The organism is Enterobacter sp. C3_dUdeg (assembly GCF_057536195.1).
On record NZ_BAAKFX010000001.1, the window covers coordinates 327,301 to 340,994 of the forward strand.

Here is a 13,694-nt window from a genome sequence, read left to right on the forward strand (position 1 = left end):
CCGTCATATAAACGGAACCTATGAGACTACCGCGACAGAACGCCTGAGAAAACGTTTTTATCTTTCCGGATGGTGCTGAATAAATAAATTTCATCCCCACCTGCAGCGAGATAATTGTGTCTTCTGGCTCCGTTAAAGGCTGAATGGTTTACAGTAATAGTGACCGCTGCGTAAGTTAAGCTGAGGGAATAACGATGCAACGCACCTTTTCGGCATTCTGGATGGTCCTGTTTTTATTCGTCGCACCGCTTCATGCGGAGCCCAACGTCTATGGTGAACAGCGTATCAGCGGCTGGTGGAATGCGCTGACGGATGATATTTCGCAAACCTGGAAAGAGCCCCAACGTTACGACCTGTACCTGCCGTTTCTGAGCTGGCACGCTCGCTTTATGTACGACAAAGAAAAAACCGACAATTACAATGAAATGCCGTGGGGCGGCGGGCTGGGCGTTTCCCGCTATAACGAAGAGGGCAACTGGAGCGCGCTGTTCGCAATGATGTTCAAGGACTCGCACAACGAATGGCAGCCCGCGATGGGCTATGGCTGGGAGAAGGGCTGGTATCTCGATGATGCCAAAGATTTCCGTCTTGGGCTCGGTGCCGCGGCGGGCATCACGGCGCGAGATGATTTTGCAAACTATGTCCCGCTACCGTTCATCTTCCCGCTGTTTTCGGCCGGGTATAAGCGCGTTACCGTCCAGTTCACCTATATTCCAGGAACCTATAACAACGGCAACGTGCTCTTTGCCTGGCTGCGCTTAGGCTTCTAAAGGGTGATCACCTTTTTTGCCACGGCGTTAGACAATACCAGCATGGAGAACAGAACTGAGGTGACGAAGGTGAGCACAATCAACGCCAGCTTCATACCGAGAGAGGTCACCGGTATCAGCGCCGTCAGCAGATGAAACACCGAGTAGTGCACAATATACACGCCGGTCATCGTTTTGCTGATGGCGGCCAGAATGGACTCCTTAAATTCAGCATTGCGGCGAAAGCGCACGCCGTTCGCCGCAATCACCAGCGCGATGATCAAAATGTAAATCTGCGAGCCGGTGAGAATAAAGGCGTTTCTGTCCGCCTTGAACAGCGCGAAGAAGAAGTGGCGCTCGTAAAACCAGGTGAAGAGGTAGATAAACGGGATGGCGACAACCGCCGCCCTGACGACATTTTTGCGGCTAATCCACTCGGCAATTTTCGGGTCGCAAAAGAGTTGCCCCGTCAGATAAAACAGCAGCCATGTCCACAGCCGATACTGCGGTGAAAGAGAAAGGGCGTGCGTTCCAGGATAGAGCGCCGATAGCAGATCGTATCCGTAGGAAAAGAGCAGCAGGGCGGCAATCGCGCCGCAGAACAGCCTTCGCCGCTGGCTGAGCCACTCCACCGCCGGGTGGAAGGTGTAAATCACCACAAACGCAAACACGAACCAGGGCTGGATTAAATACCCGCGCTGATAGGGCTCCCACAGGTAGTAGATCGTTATCCAGAACAGAAAAACAATCACCAGACTTTTAATTTTACCCAGCTGCCAGCGGGTGCCGTGCCGTGATTGTCCGTCGAGATAGCCCGCAACGACAAAAAACAGCGGCGTGGCGATCGTCGAAATAAAGGTTAAAAACCCCAGGATCCAGTGATAGTCATAATCATAATGATCCCAGGTGTTGTAGATGGTAAAGAAGGTCACCGCCGTCATACAGCCCAGCGTCTTGATAATGTTCAGCCCTGTCGCATTCATTGTTGTTTGGCTTCGTCCTTACGATGGAAACACGCATAGATCACGGGGAGTACCAGCAGCGTCAGGATTGTAGCAAACCCCAGTCCAAACATAATCACAACGGCCATGCTCTGGAAGAAAACGTCCAGCAGCAGCGGAGCCAGGCCAAGTACGGTCGTGAACGCGGTGAGCAGGATGGGGCGCAGACGTGAGGTCGCGGCGTACACGATCGCGCTGTGCTGATCCTGTTGCGTTTTCTGCTGTTCGATCTCTTCCACCAGCACGATGCCGTTGCGGATGAGCATTCCGCTCAGGCTCAGCAGACCAATCAGCGCCATAAAGCCAAAGGGAATGCCGGTAAGTAAAAATCCCGGCGTCACGCCAATCAGCGCCAGCGGTACGGTCAGCCAGATAGCGACCGCATTTTTTACCGAGCTGAACATCAGCACCGTAATGACAAACATCACCAGATACCCGAGAGGTAGCGTAGTGAATAGCCCCTGCTGCGCTTCGCTGGAGTTTTCCGCGTCGCCCCCCCACTCGATGCTGTAGCCGTGTGGCAGGGGAAGGGCATCTACTTGCGGCTTCACCCGGGCGAGAATATCCCCGGAGGTTTGCTGGCTCAGCGGGTCCGGGTCCGTCTGCACCGTCAGCACCCGCGAGCGGTCGCGTCGAAGGATGAGCGGATCTTCCCACTCCAGCGAGAAGCGGCTGACGACGTTACTCAGCGGGATATACTGCTGCCGCGTCTGGCTCCAGACCAGCACGTTGTTCAGGTGACTGGCGTCCAGCCGTTCGCTCTCAGGCGGGCGCACCACGACCGGGAGCAGGTCGCTGCCTTCCCGGTACAGCCCCGCCCGGCTGCCGGAGAAGTTCATCTCCAGCGCGTTGTCGACGTCCTGCTTATCTACGCCAAGCTCGCGGCCCAGGGCGGCAACGTACTGTGGGCGGATCACCTTGCTGCGGTTTTGCCAGTCGTTCCTGACGCTGCCCGTGGCCGGGTCGCGCGTGAGGATATCGTCCACCTGGCTGGCAATCAGGCGCAGCCGGTCAGGGTCGGGGCCTTTAATGCGCACCTCAATGGCGCTGTCGCCGGAGGGGCCAAACATCACGCGTTTGGTGCTGGCGTTGACCTGCGGATAGTTTCGCGCGATGTACTCGTCCACGTGGCGCGTCAGGGCGGAGATGTTGCGCTGGTCGTCCATGCGCACCATGATCTGCGCATAGTTGCTGTACTGGCGCTGTCCGCTGTAGGTCAGAATAAAGCGCATACTTCCCTGACCAATGGTTGAGACGGTGGTCTCCACGCCAGGCTGGCCGTTAATGGTTTTTTCGATATCGCTGGTCATTTTCTCAGTCCACTTGATATCGGTACCGTAGGGTAACCACAGGTCGACAAAGAAAATGGGCGTATTAGACGACGGGAAAAAGTTTTGCCGTACGGCGCCGAAGCCCCAGACAGACGCTGCCAGCAGCGCAGCCATCACAATGAGCGTCGGTGCCTTATGGCTCAGCAGCGTGTTAAGCAGGCGCTGGTAGAGGCGGTAGAGATGTTTGTCATAAGGATCTGACTCGTCAGCGTTGTCCGGCGCGCTGTCGTTTTTAAACAACCACCACTTAATCAGCACCGGGGTGAGGGTGAACGCCGAAAACCAGCTCAGCATCAGGGAAATCAGCAGCACCTGGAACAGGGATTTACAGTATTCCCCGGTGGAATCCTGCGACAGCCCGATAGGGGCAAACGCCAGGATGGCAATCACCGTCGCCCCCAGCAGCGGCAGGGCGGAGCGGCGGATGATGTAGTTTATGGCGGTTAGCAGCGGGGAGCCCTGCTGTCGGGCAATCAATACCCCTTCGACAATCACGATGGCGTTATCCACCAGCATGCTGAGGGCGATAATCAGCGCCCCAAGCGAGATGCGCTGTAGCTCAATGCCACACAGATACATAATCAGCAGCGTGCCCAGCACGTTAAGGGCGAGAGAAACCGCAATGATGATCCCGCTGCGTACGCCCATAAAGATCAGCAGCACGCCGATGACAATCGCCAGCGCCATCAGGAAGTTAATAATAAAACCGTTAACAGAGTGGCCCACTTCGGCTGCCTGATCGTAAAACAGGTCTATCCGTATGCCGGCCGGTTTTTCCGCCGACATCTGGTTTAGCTTCGCCTCCAGCGCGTGGCCCACGTCGATCACGTTCACCCCGGGAATAAACGAGACGCCCATGGTGACGGCTTTTTTGCCGTTGGCATGGTAGATACTCGCTGGCGATTCGTTCAGCCCGCGCGACAGCGTGGCGATATCCCGCAGACGCGTCGCCGCCCCGGTGCCGGAAGGCGTGATGATGAGATCCGCCAGTTCATCAAGATTCCCGAACTCGCCGGTCGGGTGCAGGCGAATGGATTCGGTGCCGGAGGTGATTTCTCCTGCGCTGGAAACAACGTTAAGTCTGCTGAGCAGGGCGGAAAGCTGGTTCAGCGTAATGCCGCGCGCGGCCATTTTGCTCAGGGAGATATCAATGTTGACCTGCTGGCTAATCGCCCCACCGATGGCGACCTTCGCAACCCCGGGGACCAGAATTAACTCGCGGCGAAGCTGCTCCGCGTATCTCACCAGTTCAGGGTTACTGAATTCATTCCCGGAAATGGCGAAGAAGAAGCCGAACACGTCGCCGAAATCGTCATTTACAAAGGGCGTGACGACGCCGGGCGGGAACTGACGCGAGGCATCGCCCACGCGGCGGCGCAGTTCATCCCAAATCTGCGGCAGCTCGTTCGAGTGATAGCGTGACGCGATGTTAACGGTGATTTGCGACAGACCGTTTGACGAGATAGAGCTGACGTTATCCAGATAAGGCAGCTGCTGAAGGGCATTCTCCAGCGGAAGCGTCACCTCTTCTTCCACCTGCTGAGCGGATGCGCCGGGGTAGTGGGTGACCACCACTGCGGTTTTGATGGTAAAGGCGGGATCTTCCAGCCTGCCGATATTCAACAGGGCAAAAATCCCCCCGATGCCCAGCAGCAGGATCGTTAGCCAGACGCGAACAGGGTTATTGATAAATTGACGAGAGATATCCATTACAGTCCCCGTTCACGCGTCCAGATACGCACCGGCTGGTTAGCATGGAGCTCCCCAACGCCCGCGGCCACCACGCGTTCGCCCGCCTTAAGCCCGCTGGTGATCACCACGCCTTCAGTACTCACTTGTCCCACGCTGACCTTGCGGTCTTCAAGATGGAGCGCGTCGCCTTCGCCCGTTACGACCCAGACGTGCGGCTCATTGCGCGGGCTGTTGTCCGGGTTAAAGACTGCCTCAACCGGTACGACCAGCGCCTGAGCGCCCGCGCCCGCCGGGAGGTTGGTTAAATTGATGGTCACCGTACCGCTTACGCCACCGACGGCGGGAAAATCATCTGGCCGCGGCATGGTCAGTATGACCTGCCAGGTCAGGGTATTGCTGTCGCTGCTGCCCGAGTGCTCTTTGTAGACGGCGGTAAATTCCCGATCCGGAATGGCGTTAATTCTCACCACGGGCCGATACTGCGCGTTGCGGATATCAAAGGTCTTAAACAGGTTTTCAGGGATGCTGAACACCACGTCAAGCAGGTCGGTGCGGGTTAACGTGGCAATGGGCTGACCGGGGGACACCACCTGATGATTTCGGACATGTACGCTGGCCGCCGTCCCGCTGAAGGGGGCGACGAGCGTCATCTGATTCAGCTCTTCCCGGGCAATCTGCAGCGCCGCATTCGCCGAATCGCGGTTCGCACGCTGCACGTCCATTTCCGCTTTCGAAATCGCCTGCCGGCCCGCCAGCGTCTGGAAGCGATCGAACTGCCTCTGGGCCAGCGTCGCCGCCGTTTGTCTGTCGTTAACCCGCTGCTGGGCTTCACGGGCGTTCAGTCTGGCAAGCTGTTGCCCCTGCTTGATGGCTGCGCCCTGACGCACATCCAGCGCTTCAATTTGACCTGCGCGCTTGAAGGAAAGGTCTGTGGCATCGCCCGATTCAATGCGGGCGGGGAAAACGCGCTGCTGGGCGTGACCGGGAACCGTCACCTCCGCCACTTTTACCATCCTGGGAAGGGGGGAGTCTTGCTTCGGTTTCGGGTCGCACGCCGTGAGCGTTAACAAAACGAACGGTAAAAGAGAGAGGTAGCGGTTCACTGTATTCCCCTAATAAATAACTGTTTTATTTATTCCATAACCTGGACAGGGGTGACACTATTCTGCCAGAACAGTGACGACCATATAGGTAAATAAACCAATCGCCGTGCTGGCGATAATGGCAAGCGCAATAAACATACCCAGACGGATCAGGCTTAAACCATACATACATTCCTCCATGAGCCGGAAGCGGTAGCTGACTATGAGCATAGTCGGCGAAAAGATAAATGTTAAATAACCATTATCAGTGGGGAAGCGCTAAACCTGATATTCCTGTGCTACGTTTAATGTTAATCATCTTTTTTTACCGTAACTGGCATTAAGGGCAACCCCCTGCATTTAATGCGTTTTTTTGCTTCATTCACTCTCGTGTTGGTTATAAAAAGGATGCTCGATATGTATAAAAACATTCTCGTTCCGGTGGATGTCTACGAGACAAGCCTTGCGGATAAAGCGTTGCAGCATGCACAGTTTCTGGCGCAAAGCGCATCGGGTGACATTCATTTGCTGCACGTCATGCCCAAATTTTCAGCCGAACTGACGCGTGGTTTTATTTCAGATGCGCGCAAAATGGATGAATATATGATTAATAATTCGAAAGAAAAGCTGTCTGACCTGGTCAAAAAAGTAAATCTGCCAGAAGAGCGTGTTCATCTCCATGTCCGTAGCGGGAATGTTCGTGATGAGGTTATTAAGCTGGCGGATGAACTTACCGTCGGCGCGATTATTGTCGGCTCGCGAAATCCAAATATTCAAACCCATTTGTTAGGATCGGAGGCGGCAAGTATTGTTCGTTACGCACATGTTCCTGTTTTCGTTATTCGTTAATTACAGAGAAGCAAGGTGATTTCTGAATAGAACCTGAGGAAGGAACGATGAAAACAGGAAAACCTGAACGTCCGTATTATCAACAAACCGTTGATGAAACCCTGTCGAATATTCACTCCACCCTGGAAGGCCTTAGCGGCACAGAGGCATCAGCCCGACTTCAGCAGCATGGTGAGAATGCGTTACCGCAAAAAAAGGGTAAACCCGCCTGGCTGCGCTTCCTGGCGCATTTTAACGACGTATTGATTTACGTTCTGCTGGTGGCCGCGTTGCTTAAGCTCTTCATGGGCCACTGGGTAGACATGTTTGTGATCCTTGGGGTTGCCATCATTAACGCGCTGATTGGCCATATCCAGGAGAGCAATGCTGAAAAATCGCTGCAGAGTATTCGCAATATGCTCTCCAGCGAAGCCGTGGTGGTACGACAGGGGAATCACGAAACGATCCCCACCACGGCGCTGGTTCCGGGAGATATCGTGGTGATCCGCGCCGGGGATCGTATCCCTGCGGACCTGCGCGTGATTGAAGCGCATAACCTTCGCGTGGAGGAGGCCATCCTGACGGGCGAATCCACCGTTGTTGAGAAAAACAGCGATGCGTTAAGCGGGGAACTGCCCTTAGGTGACCGGTATAATCTGCTCTACTCAGGCACTACCGTTAGCTCCGGCGGCGGTAAAGGCGTGGTGGTGGCAACCGGGGGCGAGACCGAACTGGGCCACATCAATCAGATGATGTCCGACATTGAAAAACACCGCACGCCGCTGATGGTGCAGATGGATAAGCTCGGTAAGACCATCTTCATCACTATCCTGGTGATGATGGTGGCGCTGTTTGTCTTTAGCCTCCTGTTCCGGGATATGCCGGTTTCTGAACTGGTGCTGTCGCTTATTAGCCTCGCCGTTGCCGCCGTGCCGGAAGGCCTGCCGGCCATCATTTCCATCATCCTTTCGCTTGGCGTACAGGCCATGGCGCGTCGCAAGGCTATCATTCGCAAGCTGCCTACGGTGGAAACGCTGGGGGCGATGACGGTCATCTGCTCGGATAAAACCGGCACCCTGACGATGAATGAAATGACGGTCAAAGCGGTGATTACCGCTGACACGACCTATCGCGTAGAGGGCGACAGCTACGAACCGGTGGGGAATATTCACCCCGTAGATGACCCGACGCCCGTCAGCGTGACGCAGGGTTCCCTGCTGGAACGCTATCTGCGCACCATTGATCTCTGTAATGACAGCCAGCTGATCAAAGACGAGCAGGGGCTGTGGAAAATCACCGGGGGCCCAACCGAGGGCGCGCTGAAGGTGCTGGCGGCGAAAATCCCGCTCCCACCGCTCGATACCGAAATGCGCAGTAAAATCCCGTTTGATTCGCAGTATAAATACATGTCCACGCTGTACCGGCTGGGCGATGAAGAGGTGATTTTAATCACCGGCGCGCCGGACGTCCTGTTCCGCCTCTGCCAGTACCAGCAGACGAATGACGGGCTGCAGCCGTTCGATCAGCCTTACTGGGAAGGGAAGATTGAAGAGTATGCCCGTGAGGGGCTGCGCATGGTGGCTGCGGCCTGGAAACCTGCCCACGAGGGACAACGCGAGCTGGATCACCCGGACCTGCATGACGGCGTGATCCTGCTGGGTATCGCAGGAATGATGGATCCGCCGCGTCCGGAGGCCATTACCGCCATTGCCGACTGTCTGCAGGCCGGGATCCGCGTGAAAATGATCACCGGTGACCACCCGCAAACGGCCATGAGCATTGGGCAAATGTTGGGGATTGGTAACGCCGCAAGCGCTATCACCGGACGTGAGCTGGAGGCGATGGACGATCGTCAGCTGAGCGACGCCGCACAGCAGTACGATATTTTCGCCCGAACCAGCCCGGAGGATAAATTCCGCCTTGTGCAGGCTCTGCAAAGTAAACAGGAAGTCGTGGGCATGACCGGGGATGGCGTAAATGATGCCCCCGCGCTCAAGCGGGCGGATGTGGGTATCGCCATGGGGATTAAGGGGACGGAAGTGACCAAGGAAGCCGCCGACATGGTGTTAACGGATGACAACTTTGCCACCATTGCCAGCGCGGTGCACGAGGGACGCCGGGTTTACGACAACCTGAAAAAGACCATTCTGTTCGTTATCCCCAGCAACATCGCGCAGGCTCTGCTGATCATCATCGCGCTGCTGGCGGGGAACCTGATTCCGCTGACGCCGGTCCTGATCCTGTGGATGAACATGGCGACGTCGGCAACGCTGTCGTTTGGCCTGGCGTTTGAAGCGGGTGAGAAGGACATCATGAACCGGCCACCGCGCAAGGCGAATCTCCATGTGATGGACGGCTATGCCATCTGGCGCGTGGTGTTTGTCGGTCTGATGATTGCCATCAGCGCCTTCGTGCTGGAAGCCTGGCTACAGCCGCGCGGCTACTCGGCAGAATTTATCCGCACCGTGCTGCTGCAAACCCTGGTCACTGCGCAGTGGTTCTACATGCTCAACTGTCGCGTGAATGACGGCTTCTCGCTGAGCAAAGGCCTGCTGGCGAACAAAGGAATTTGGATCGTGAGCGGCGTACTGCTGGCGTTGCAGCTTCTTATCATTTACGCACCGTTCATGCAGATGCTGTTTGGCACCGAAGCGCTGCCGTTCCGCTACTGGGTCATCACCTTCCTGATTGGTTTTGTGATGTTCCTTATTGTCGAGGCGGAGAAAGTGCTGACGCGCAGGTGGCGCAAAACCGAGGCGTGATAGCGTAAACTGAGAAAGCCTGCCTGAGTCCGGGCTTTCTCTTTTTTGAGCGCAGAAAACTATGATTCGACTTACCTGGTTCGTCCTTACGCTGTGTGCCGCTGTACCCGGTGCGTTTGCCGTAACCTATACGCTCCCGCCGGAAGGCAGTCGTCTGGTGGGCACCCCGATTATCATCACCGTTCCCGAAGGCAATACGCTGCCTCTGGAAGCCTTTGCCGCGCAGCACGGGCAGGGGCTGAGCAACCTGCTGGAAGCAAACCCGGGCGTGGATCCTTTTTTGCCCAAACCTGGCACCCGGCTGGTGATACCCCAGCAGCTGATTTTGCCTGACACCGTCCGCGAGGGCATTATCGTGAATGCGGCGGAGATGCGTCTCTACTACTACCCGCCAGGCGGTAACACCGTTGAAGTGCTGCCCATCGGTATCGGTCAGGCCGGGCGTGAAACCCCGCGTAACTGGGTGACGGCCGTTGAGCGTAAGCAGGAGGGGCCAACCTGGTCTCCAACGCCGAATACGCGCCGTGCCTATGCGGCAGAAGGGAAAACGCTGCCGGCATTCGTGCCCGCCGGGCCGGATAACCCGATGGGGCTGTATGCGATTTATATCGGCAGGCTGTATGCCATTCACGGCACAAACTCGAATTTCGGCATCGGGCTGCGGGTAAGTCAGGGCTGTATTCGTCTGCGTAATAACGACATCAAGTATCTTTTCGATAACGTTCCCGTGGGAACCCGCGTGCAGCTTATCGATCGGCCCGTAAAAATGACCACGGAGCCGGACGGCAGCCGTTGGGTGGAGGTTCACGAGCCATTATCACGTAACCATGCGGAGTTTGAATCAACCCGGAAAGTGCCGCTGCCTATTTCAGCCGCGCAGCGAACGCAGCTGATAAACGAGGGCGCGGGCGCTGAGCTGGAACGGCGGTCGGGGATGCCGGTTAAGATTGGCATGTGAAGGGATAGTGCGGGCTGGTGCCCTCACCCCAGCCCTCTCCCACGGGAGAGGGTGCACACACTAAAAACGGCAACCCGGTTGCCGTTTTGCATTTACCTTGCGCAGAAAAGCAAAAAGCCTGCTTTAAAAGCAGGCTTTTCAAATTTGGCTCCTCTGACTGGACTCGAACCAGTGACATACGGATTAACAGTCCGCCGTTCTACCGACTGAACTACAGAGGAATCGTGTGAACGGGGCGCATATTATCGACCTGCGTTCGCCTTGTCAAAGGGTGGATCAACGCCTTTTGATCGTTTGCTGACAAAATCGGCAAAGTGATGTTTTTGGCAGCGGAATGCACCGTCATGGTGCGGGCATACCCCTAATGGGGCAGATCATAAACTGCTGTTTCGGTAATAAAACCCCCCTCCATGATTAGGTTTCCTTATTTTCAGGCGCTTAGCGAACAATTTAGACCGCCTGGTAAAAGTGGCATTCATATTGCAAAACCTGTTCAACAACGACAGCCGGTTCCGGCACAGCATTTCGAACAGGGGGCAAAATGAACTTAAGACGACTGAAATACTTCGTAAAAATCGTCGATATCGGCAGCCTGACTCAAGCGGCAGAAGTGCTGCATATCGCGCAGCCTGCGCTGAGCCAGCAGGTGGCTACTCTGGAAGGCGAGATGGATCAGCAGCTGTTGATCCGCACCAAACGCGGCGTCACGCCAACGGAAGCAGGCAAAATCCTGTATACCCATGCGCGCACCATCCTCCGCCAGTGTGAACAGGCGCAGCTGGCGGTGAATAACGTGGGACAGACCCTGAGCGGGCACGTGTCTATCGGCCTGGCGCCGGGAACGGCCGCGTCCTCTATTACTATGCCGCTGCTGCAGGCCGTCCGCGCCGAGCTGCCAGAAGTGCTGGTGTACCTGCACGAAAACAGCGGCTCCGTGCTGAATGACAAACTGCTCAACGGCCAGCTGGATATGGCGGTCCTTTACGATCGCTCCCCGGTCGCCGGCATCACCAGCCAGCCGCTGCTGAAAGAAGATCTCTACCTCGTGGGCACCCGCGACTGTCCGGGCCAGAGCGTAGACCTTACCGCCGTGGCAGAAATGAACCTTTATCTGCCGCGCGACTACAGCGCCGTGCGCGTGCGCGTGGACGAAGCGTTCTCCCTGCGCCGCCTGACGGCCAAAATCATCGGTGAAATTGACTCAATCTCCACGCTCACCGCGGCCATTGCCAGCGGAATGGGTGTGACGGTTCTGCCGGAATCCGCAGCCCGCTCGCTGTGCAGCGCGGCGAACGGCTGGATGGCGCGGATCACCACGCCTTCGATGAGCCTGCCGCTGTCGCTGAACATGTCTGCACGCGGTTCGCTGACGCCGCAGGCACAGGCGGTAAAAGAGATTTTGATGTCGCTGGTCAGCAAGCCGTCTCTTGAGAACCGTGAACTCCAGCTCGTGAGCTGATATTCCATAAAAGCATAAGATGCTGGTTTTTATTATTTGTTCTGCAGCGCGGCTGACTCTAACAATAGAGCTATGTCAGATGCGCCGGAGTGAACCGTGAATTTCCAGCAACTTAAAATTATCCGTGAGGCGGCCAGGCGGGACTACAACCTGACCGAGGTCGCCAATATGCTTTATACCTCTCAGTCCGGCGTCAGCCGCCACATCCGCGAGCTGGAAGAGGAGCTGGGCATAGAGATCTTTATCCGTCGCGGCAAGCGGCTGCTCGGCATGACGGAGCCGGGTAAGGCTTTGCTCACCATCGCTGAGCGGATCCTCAACGAGGCAAGCAACGTGCGTCGTCTGGCGGATCTCTTTACCAATGACGCCTCGGGCGTACTCACCATCGCCACCACCCACACCCAGGCGCGCTACAGCCTGCCGCCGGTGATTAAAGCGTTCCGCGAACTTTTCCCCGACGTCCGTCTGGAGCTCATCCAGGGCACGCCGCAGGAAATTGAAGTGCTGCTGCAAAACGGTGGGGCGGATATCGGCATTGCCAGCGAACGCCTGAGCAACGACCCGCTGCTGGTGGCCTTTCCCTGGTTCCGCTGGTACCACAGCCTGTTACTCCCGGTCGATCATCCGCTGAATCAGGTTTCCCCTCTGACGCTGGAAGACGTTGCGAAATGGCCGCTGATCACCTACCGCCAGGGGATCACCGGACGCTCGCGCATAGACGAGGCCTTCAACCGCAAAGGGCTAACGCCGGACGTGGTGCTGAGCGCGCAGGATTCTGACGTGATCAAAACCTACGTCGAGCTGGGTCTGGGCATTGGTCTGGTGGCGGAACAGTCCAGCGGAGAACGCGAGGACGGGAACCTGGTGCGTCTTGATACGCGTCATCTGTTCGACGCCAACACCGTATGGCTTGGCCTGAAGCGCGGGCAGCTGCAGCGCAACTACGTGTGGCGCTTTATCGAACTCTGCAACGCCGGGCTGTCGGTAGATGAGATTAAACGCCAGGTGATGGAGCCGGAAGAAGTGGCGATTGATTATCAGATTTAGGTGCTGATTTGCCCGGTAGCGCTGCGCTGACCGGGCTCATCGCTTAGCTGAACGGATATTTTTTAAAGACCGCCTGTGATTCAAATGATTCGGCAACCGCCTGAATCCCTCTAAAATCCGCTGCGTTAACGATGTGCGGGATCATCGACTGAATAAACGTCCAGACAACCGTGCTCGTGACGGCAACCTGATCGGGAACGGCGGAGGCCGGACGCGTCTCCAGCAAGGCATTCCATTCCCTGCAGGCCGCCAGCAGCTGGGTTGTAATGCGTTCGACCCATAAAGCGTGCTGCTTTTCCACCGGGCGCTGGTTGTGCTCATACACATTTTGCACGGCTTTCTCTGCGGCGGCGAGGATAAAACCCAGCGTCTGAATATCGTTTGCCAGCGCATCCGGCGCGACGGGCAGAAGTCTCCGCTCGGGTGTGGCCTGAGCCTCGAAATAATTCAGTATCAGCGACGAATCCATCAAACGTATTCCGTTATCCAGAATCAGCGTGGGCGCTTTTACCGCGGGGTTGATTCGGGAGAACGCTTCGAAAGTGCTAAAGACCGACAGCGGCTGGCTTTCAAACTCAACGCCATAAAGCTCAAGGGAGATCGCCACGCGCCGTACATAAGGTGAATCCATCATGCCAACAAGCTTAATCATCGTTGCCGTTTTCCTGTCTCTGTGAAATAACGCGTCATTGAAGAGGATGAACAGACAGTACAATACAAACTTCCTGGCGAATATCTTCAGTATCTTACCGTAAAGGTTAGTATTACTGACATGTGGGCAAGTT

10 protein-coding genes and 1 tRNA gene are annotated in these 13,694 nt (G+C 56.2%); 6 read left to right on the forward strand and 5 right to left on the reverse strand.

The window, feature by feature from the left end; all coding sequences use genetic code 11:
* The first annotated feature begins 194 nt into the window (after positions 1-194).
* The gene (gene pagP, locus AC27FC_RS01455; RefSeq protein WP_047061150.1) at positions 195-770 is read left to right on the forward strand and encodes a lipid IV(A) palmitoyltransferase PagP; all 576 of its coding nucleotides are present in this window, start codon (positions 195-197) and stop codon (positions 768-770) included.
* On the opposite strand, the gene AC27FC_RS01460 is transcribed toward pagP, so the two are convergent.
* The 3 genes from AC27FC_RS01460 to AC27FC_RS01470 are packed head-to-tail and all read right to left on the reverse strand — an operon-like array spanning position 767 to position 5,876.
* Positions 767-1,732: an acyltransferase gene (locus tag AC27FC_RS01460; protein ID WP_069303050.1), complete on the reverse strand. Its 966-nt coding sequence runs from the start codon at positions 1,730-1,732 to the stop codon at positions 767-769. The two genes, pagP and AC27FC_RS01460, sit on opposite strands and share 4 nt — an antisense overlap.
* Positions 1,729-4,791: an efflux RND transporter permease subunit gene (locus tag AC27FC_RS01465; RefSeq protein ID WP_196354213.1), complete on the reverse strand. Its 3,063-nt coding sequence runs from the start codon at positions 4,789-4,791 to the stop codon at positions 1,729-1,731. Before AC27FC_RS01465 ends, AC27FC_RS01460 begins: the two co-directional genes overlap by 4 nt.
* Complete coding sequence (locus AC27FC_RS01470; protein WP_064672772.1) at positions 4,791-5,876, reverse strand: efflux RND transporter periplasmic adaptor subunit; 1,086 nt, start codon at positions 5,874-5,876, stop codon at positions 4,791-4,793. The genes AC27FC_RS01465 and AC27FC_RS01470 overlap by 1 nt, the downstream gene beginning before the upstream one ends.
* Before the next feature lie 396 nt (positions 5,877-6,272).
* On the opposite strand from AC27FC_RS01470, the gene AC27FC_RS01475 reads away from it, so the two are divergent.
* The 3 genes from AC27FC_RS01475 (at position 6,273) to ldtA (ending at position 10,403) form a co-directional block, all read left to right on the forward strand.
* The gene (locus tag AC27FC_RS01475) at positions 6,273-6,704 is read left to right on the forward strand and encodes a universal stress protein (protein WP_023312348.1); all 432 of its coding nucleotides are present in this window, start codon (positions 6,273-6,275) and stop codon (positions 6,702-6,704) included.
* Positions 6,705-6,751: 47 nt separating this feature from the next.
* On the forward strand, positions 6,752-9,445 hold the full coding sequence (locus AC27FC_RS01480; RefSeq protein ID WP_196354214.1) for a cation-transporting P-type ATPase: 2,694 nt from the start codon (positions 6,752-6,754) through the stop codon (positions 9,443-9,445).
* Positions 9,446-9,506: 61 nt separating this feature from the next.
* Complete coding sequence (ldtA, locus tag AC27FC_RS01485) at positions 9,507-10,403, forward strand: L,D-transpeptidase (protein WP_196354215.1); 897 nt, start codon at positions 9,507-9,509, stop codon at positions 10,401-10,403.
* A 145-nt stretch (positions 10,404-10,548) separates the two neighbouring features.
* Here ldtA and AC27FC_RS01490 read toward each other — a convergent pair.
* A tRNA-Asn gene (locus AC27FC_RS01490) sits at positions 10,549-10,624 on the reverse strand.
* A 320-nt stretch (positions 10,625-10,944) separates the two neighbouring features.
* Between AC27FC_RS01490 and nac the strand changes: the two genes are divergently transcribed.
* Entirely contained in the window at positions 10,945-11,862 is a 918-nt protein-coding gene (nac, locus tag AC27FC_RS01495; RefSeq protein ID WP_033145933.1) for a nitrogen assimilation transcriptional regulator NAC, read from the forward strand.
* Between the two features lie 96 nt (positions 11,863-11,958).
* Entirely contained in the window at positions 11,959-12,909 is a 951-nt protein-coding gene (gene cbl, locus AC27FC_RS01500) for an HTH-type transcriptional regulator Cbl (protein WP_023336219.1), read from the forward strand.
* A 43-nt stretch (positions 12,910-12,952) separates the two neighbouring features.
* Here the strand turns inward: cbl and AC27FC_RS01505 are convergent, their stop codons facing one another.
* Positions 12,953-13,561, reverse strand: a complete 609-nt coding sequence (locus AC27FC_RS01505) for a glutathione S-transferase family protein (RefSeq protein ID WP_196354216.1) — start codon at positions 13,559-13,561, stop codon at positions 12,953-12,955.
* Positions 13,562-13,694 lie beyond the last annotated feature (133 nt).

What these genes read in the sequence shown, in the direction of transcription:
- AC27FC_RS01460 (WP_069303050.1), bottom strand. Translation starts at nt 1,732, where the DNA reads ATGAATGCGACAGGGCTGAACATTATCAAGACGCTGGGCTGTATGACG.
- ldtA (WP_196354215.1), top strand. Translation starts at nt 9,507, where the DNA reads ATGATTCGACTTACCTGGTTCGTCCTTACGCTGTGTGCCGCTGTACCC.
- pagP (WP_047061150.1), top strand. Translation starts at nt 195, where the DNA reads ATGCAACGCACCTTTTCGGCATTCTGGATGGTCCTGTTTTTATTCGTC.
- AC27FC_RS01465 (WP_196354213.1), bottom strand. Translation starts at nt 4,791, where the DNA reads ATGGATATCTCTCGTCAATTTATCAATAACCCTGTTCGCGTCTGGCTA.
- AC27FC_RS01475 (WP_023312348.1), top strand. Translation starts at nt 6,273, where the DNA reads ATGTATAAAAACATTCTCGTTCCGGTGGATGTCTACGAGACAAGCCTT.
- AC27FC_RS01480 (WP_196354214.1), top strand. Translation starts at nt 6,752, where the DNA reads ATGAAAACAGGAAAACCTGAACGTCCGTATTATCAACAAACCGTTGAT.
- AC27FC_RS01505 (WP_196354216.1), bottom strand. Translation starts at nt 13,561, where the DNA reads ATGATTAAGCTTGTTGGCATGATGGATTCACCTTATGTACGGCGCGTG.
- nac (WP_033145933.1), top strand. Translation starts at nt 10,945, where the DNA reads ATGAACTTAAGACGACTGAAATACTTCGTAAAAATCGTCGATATCGGC.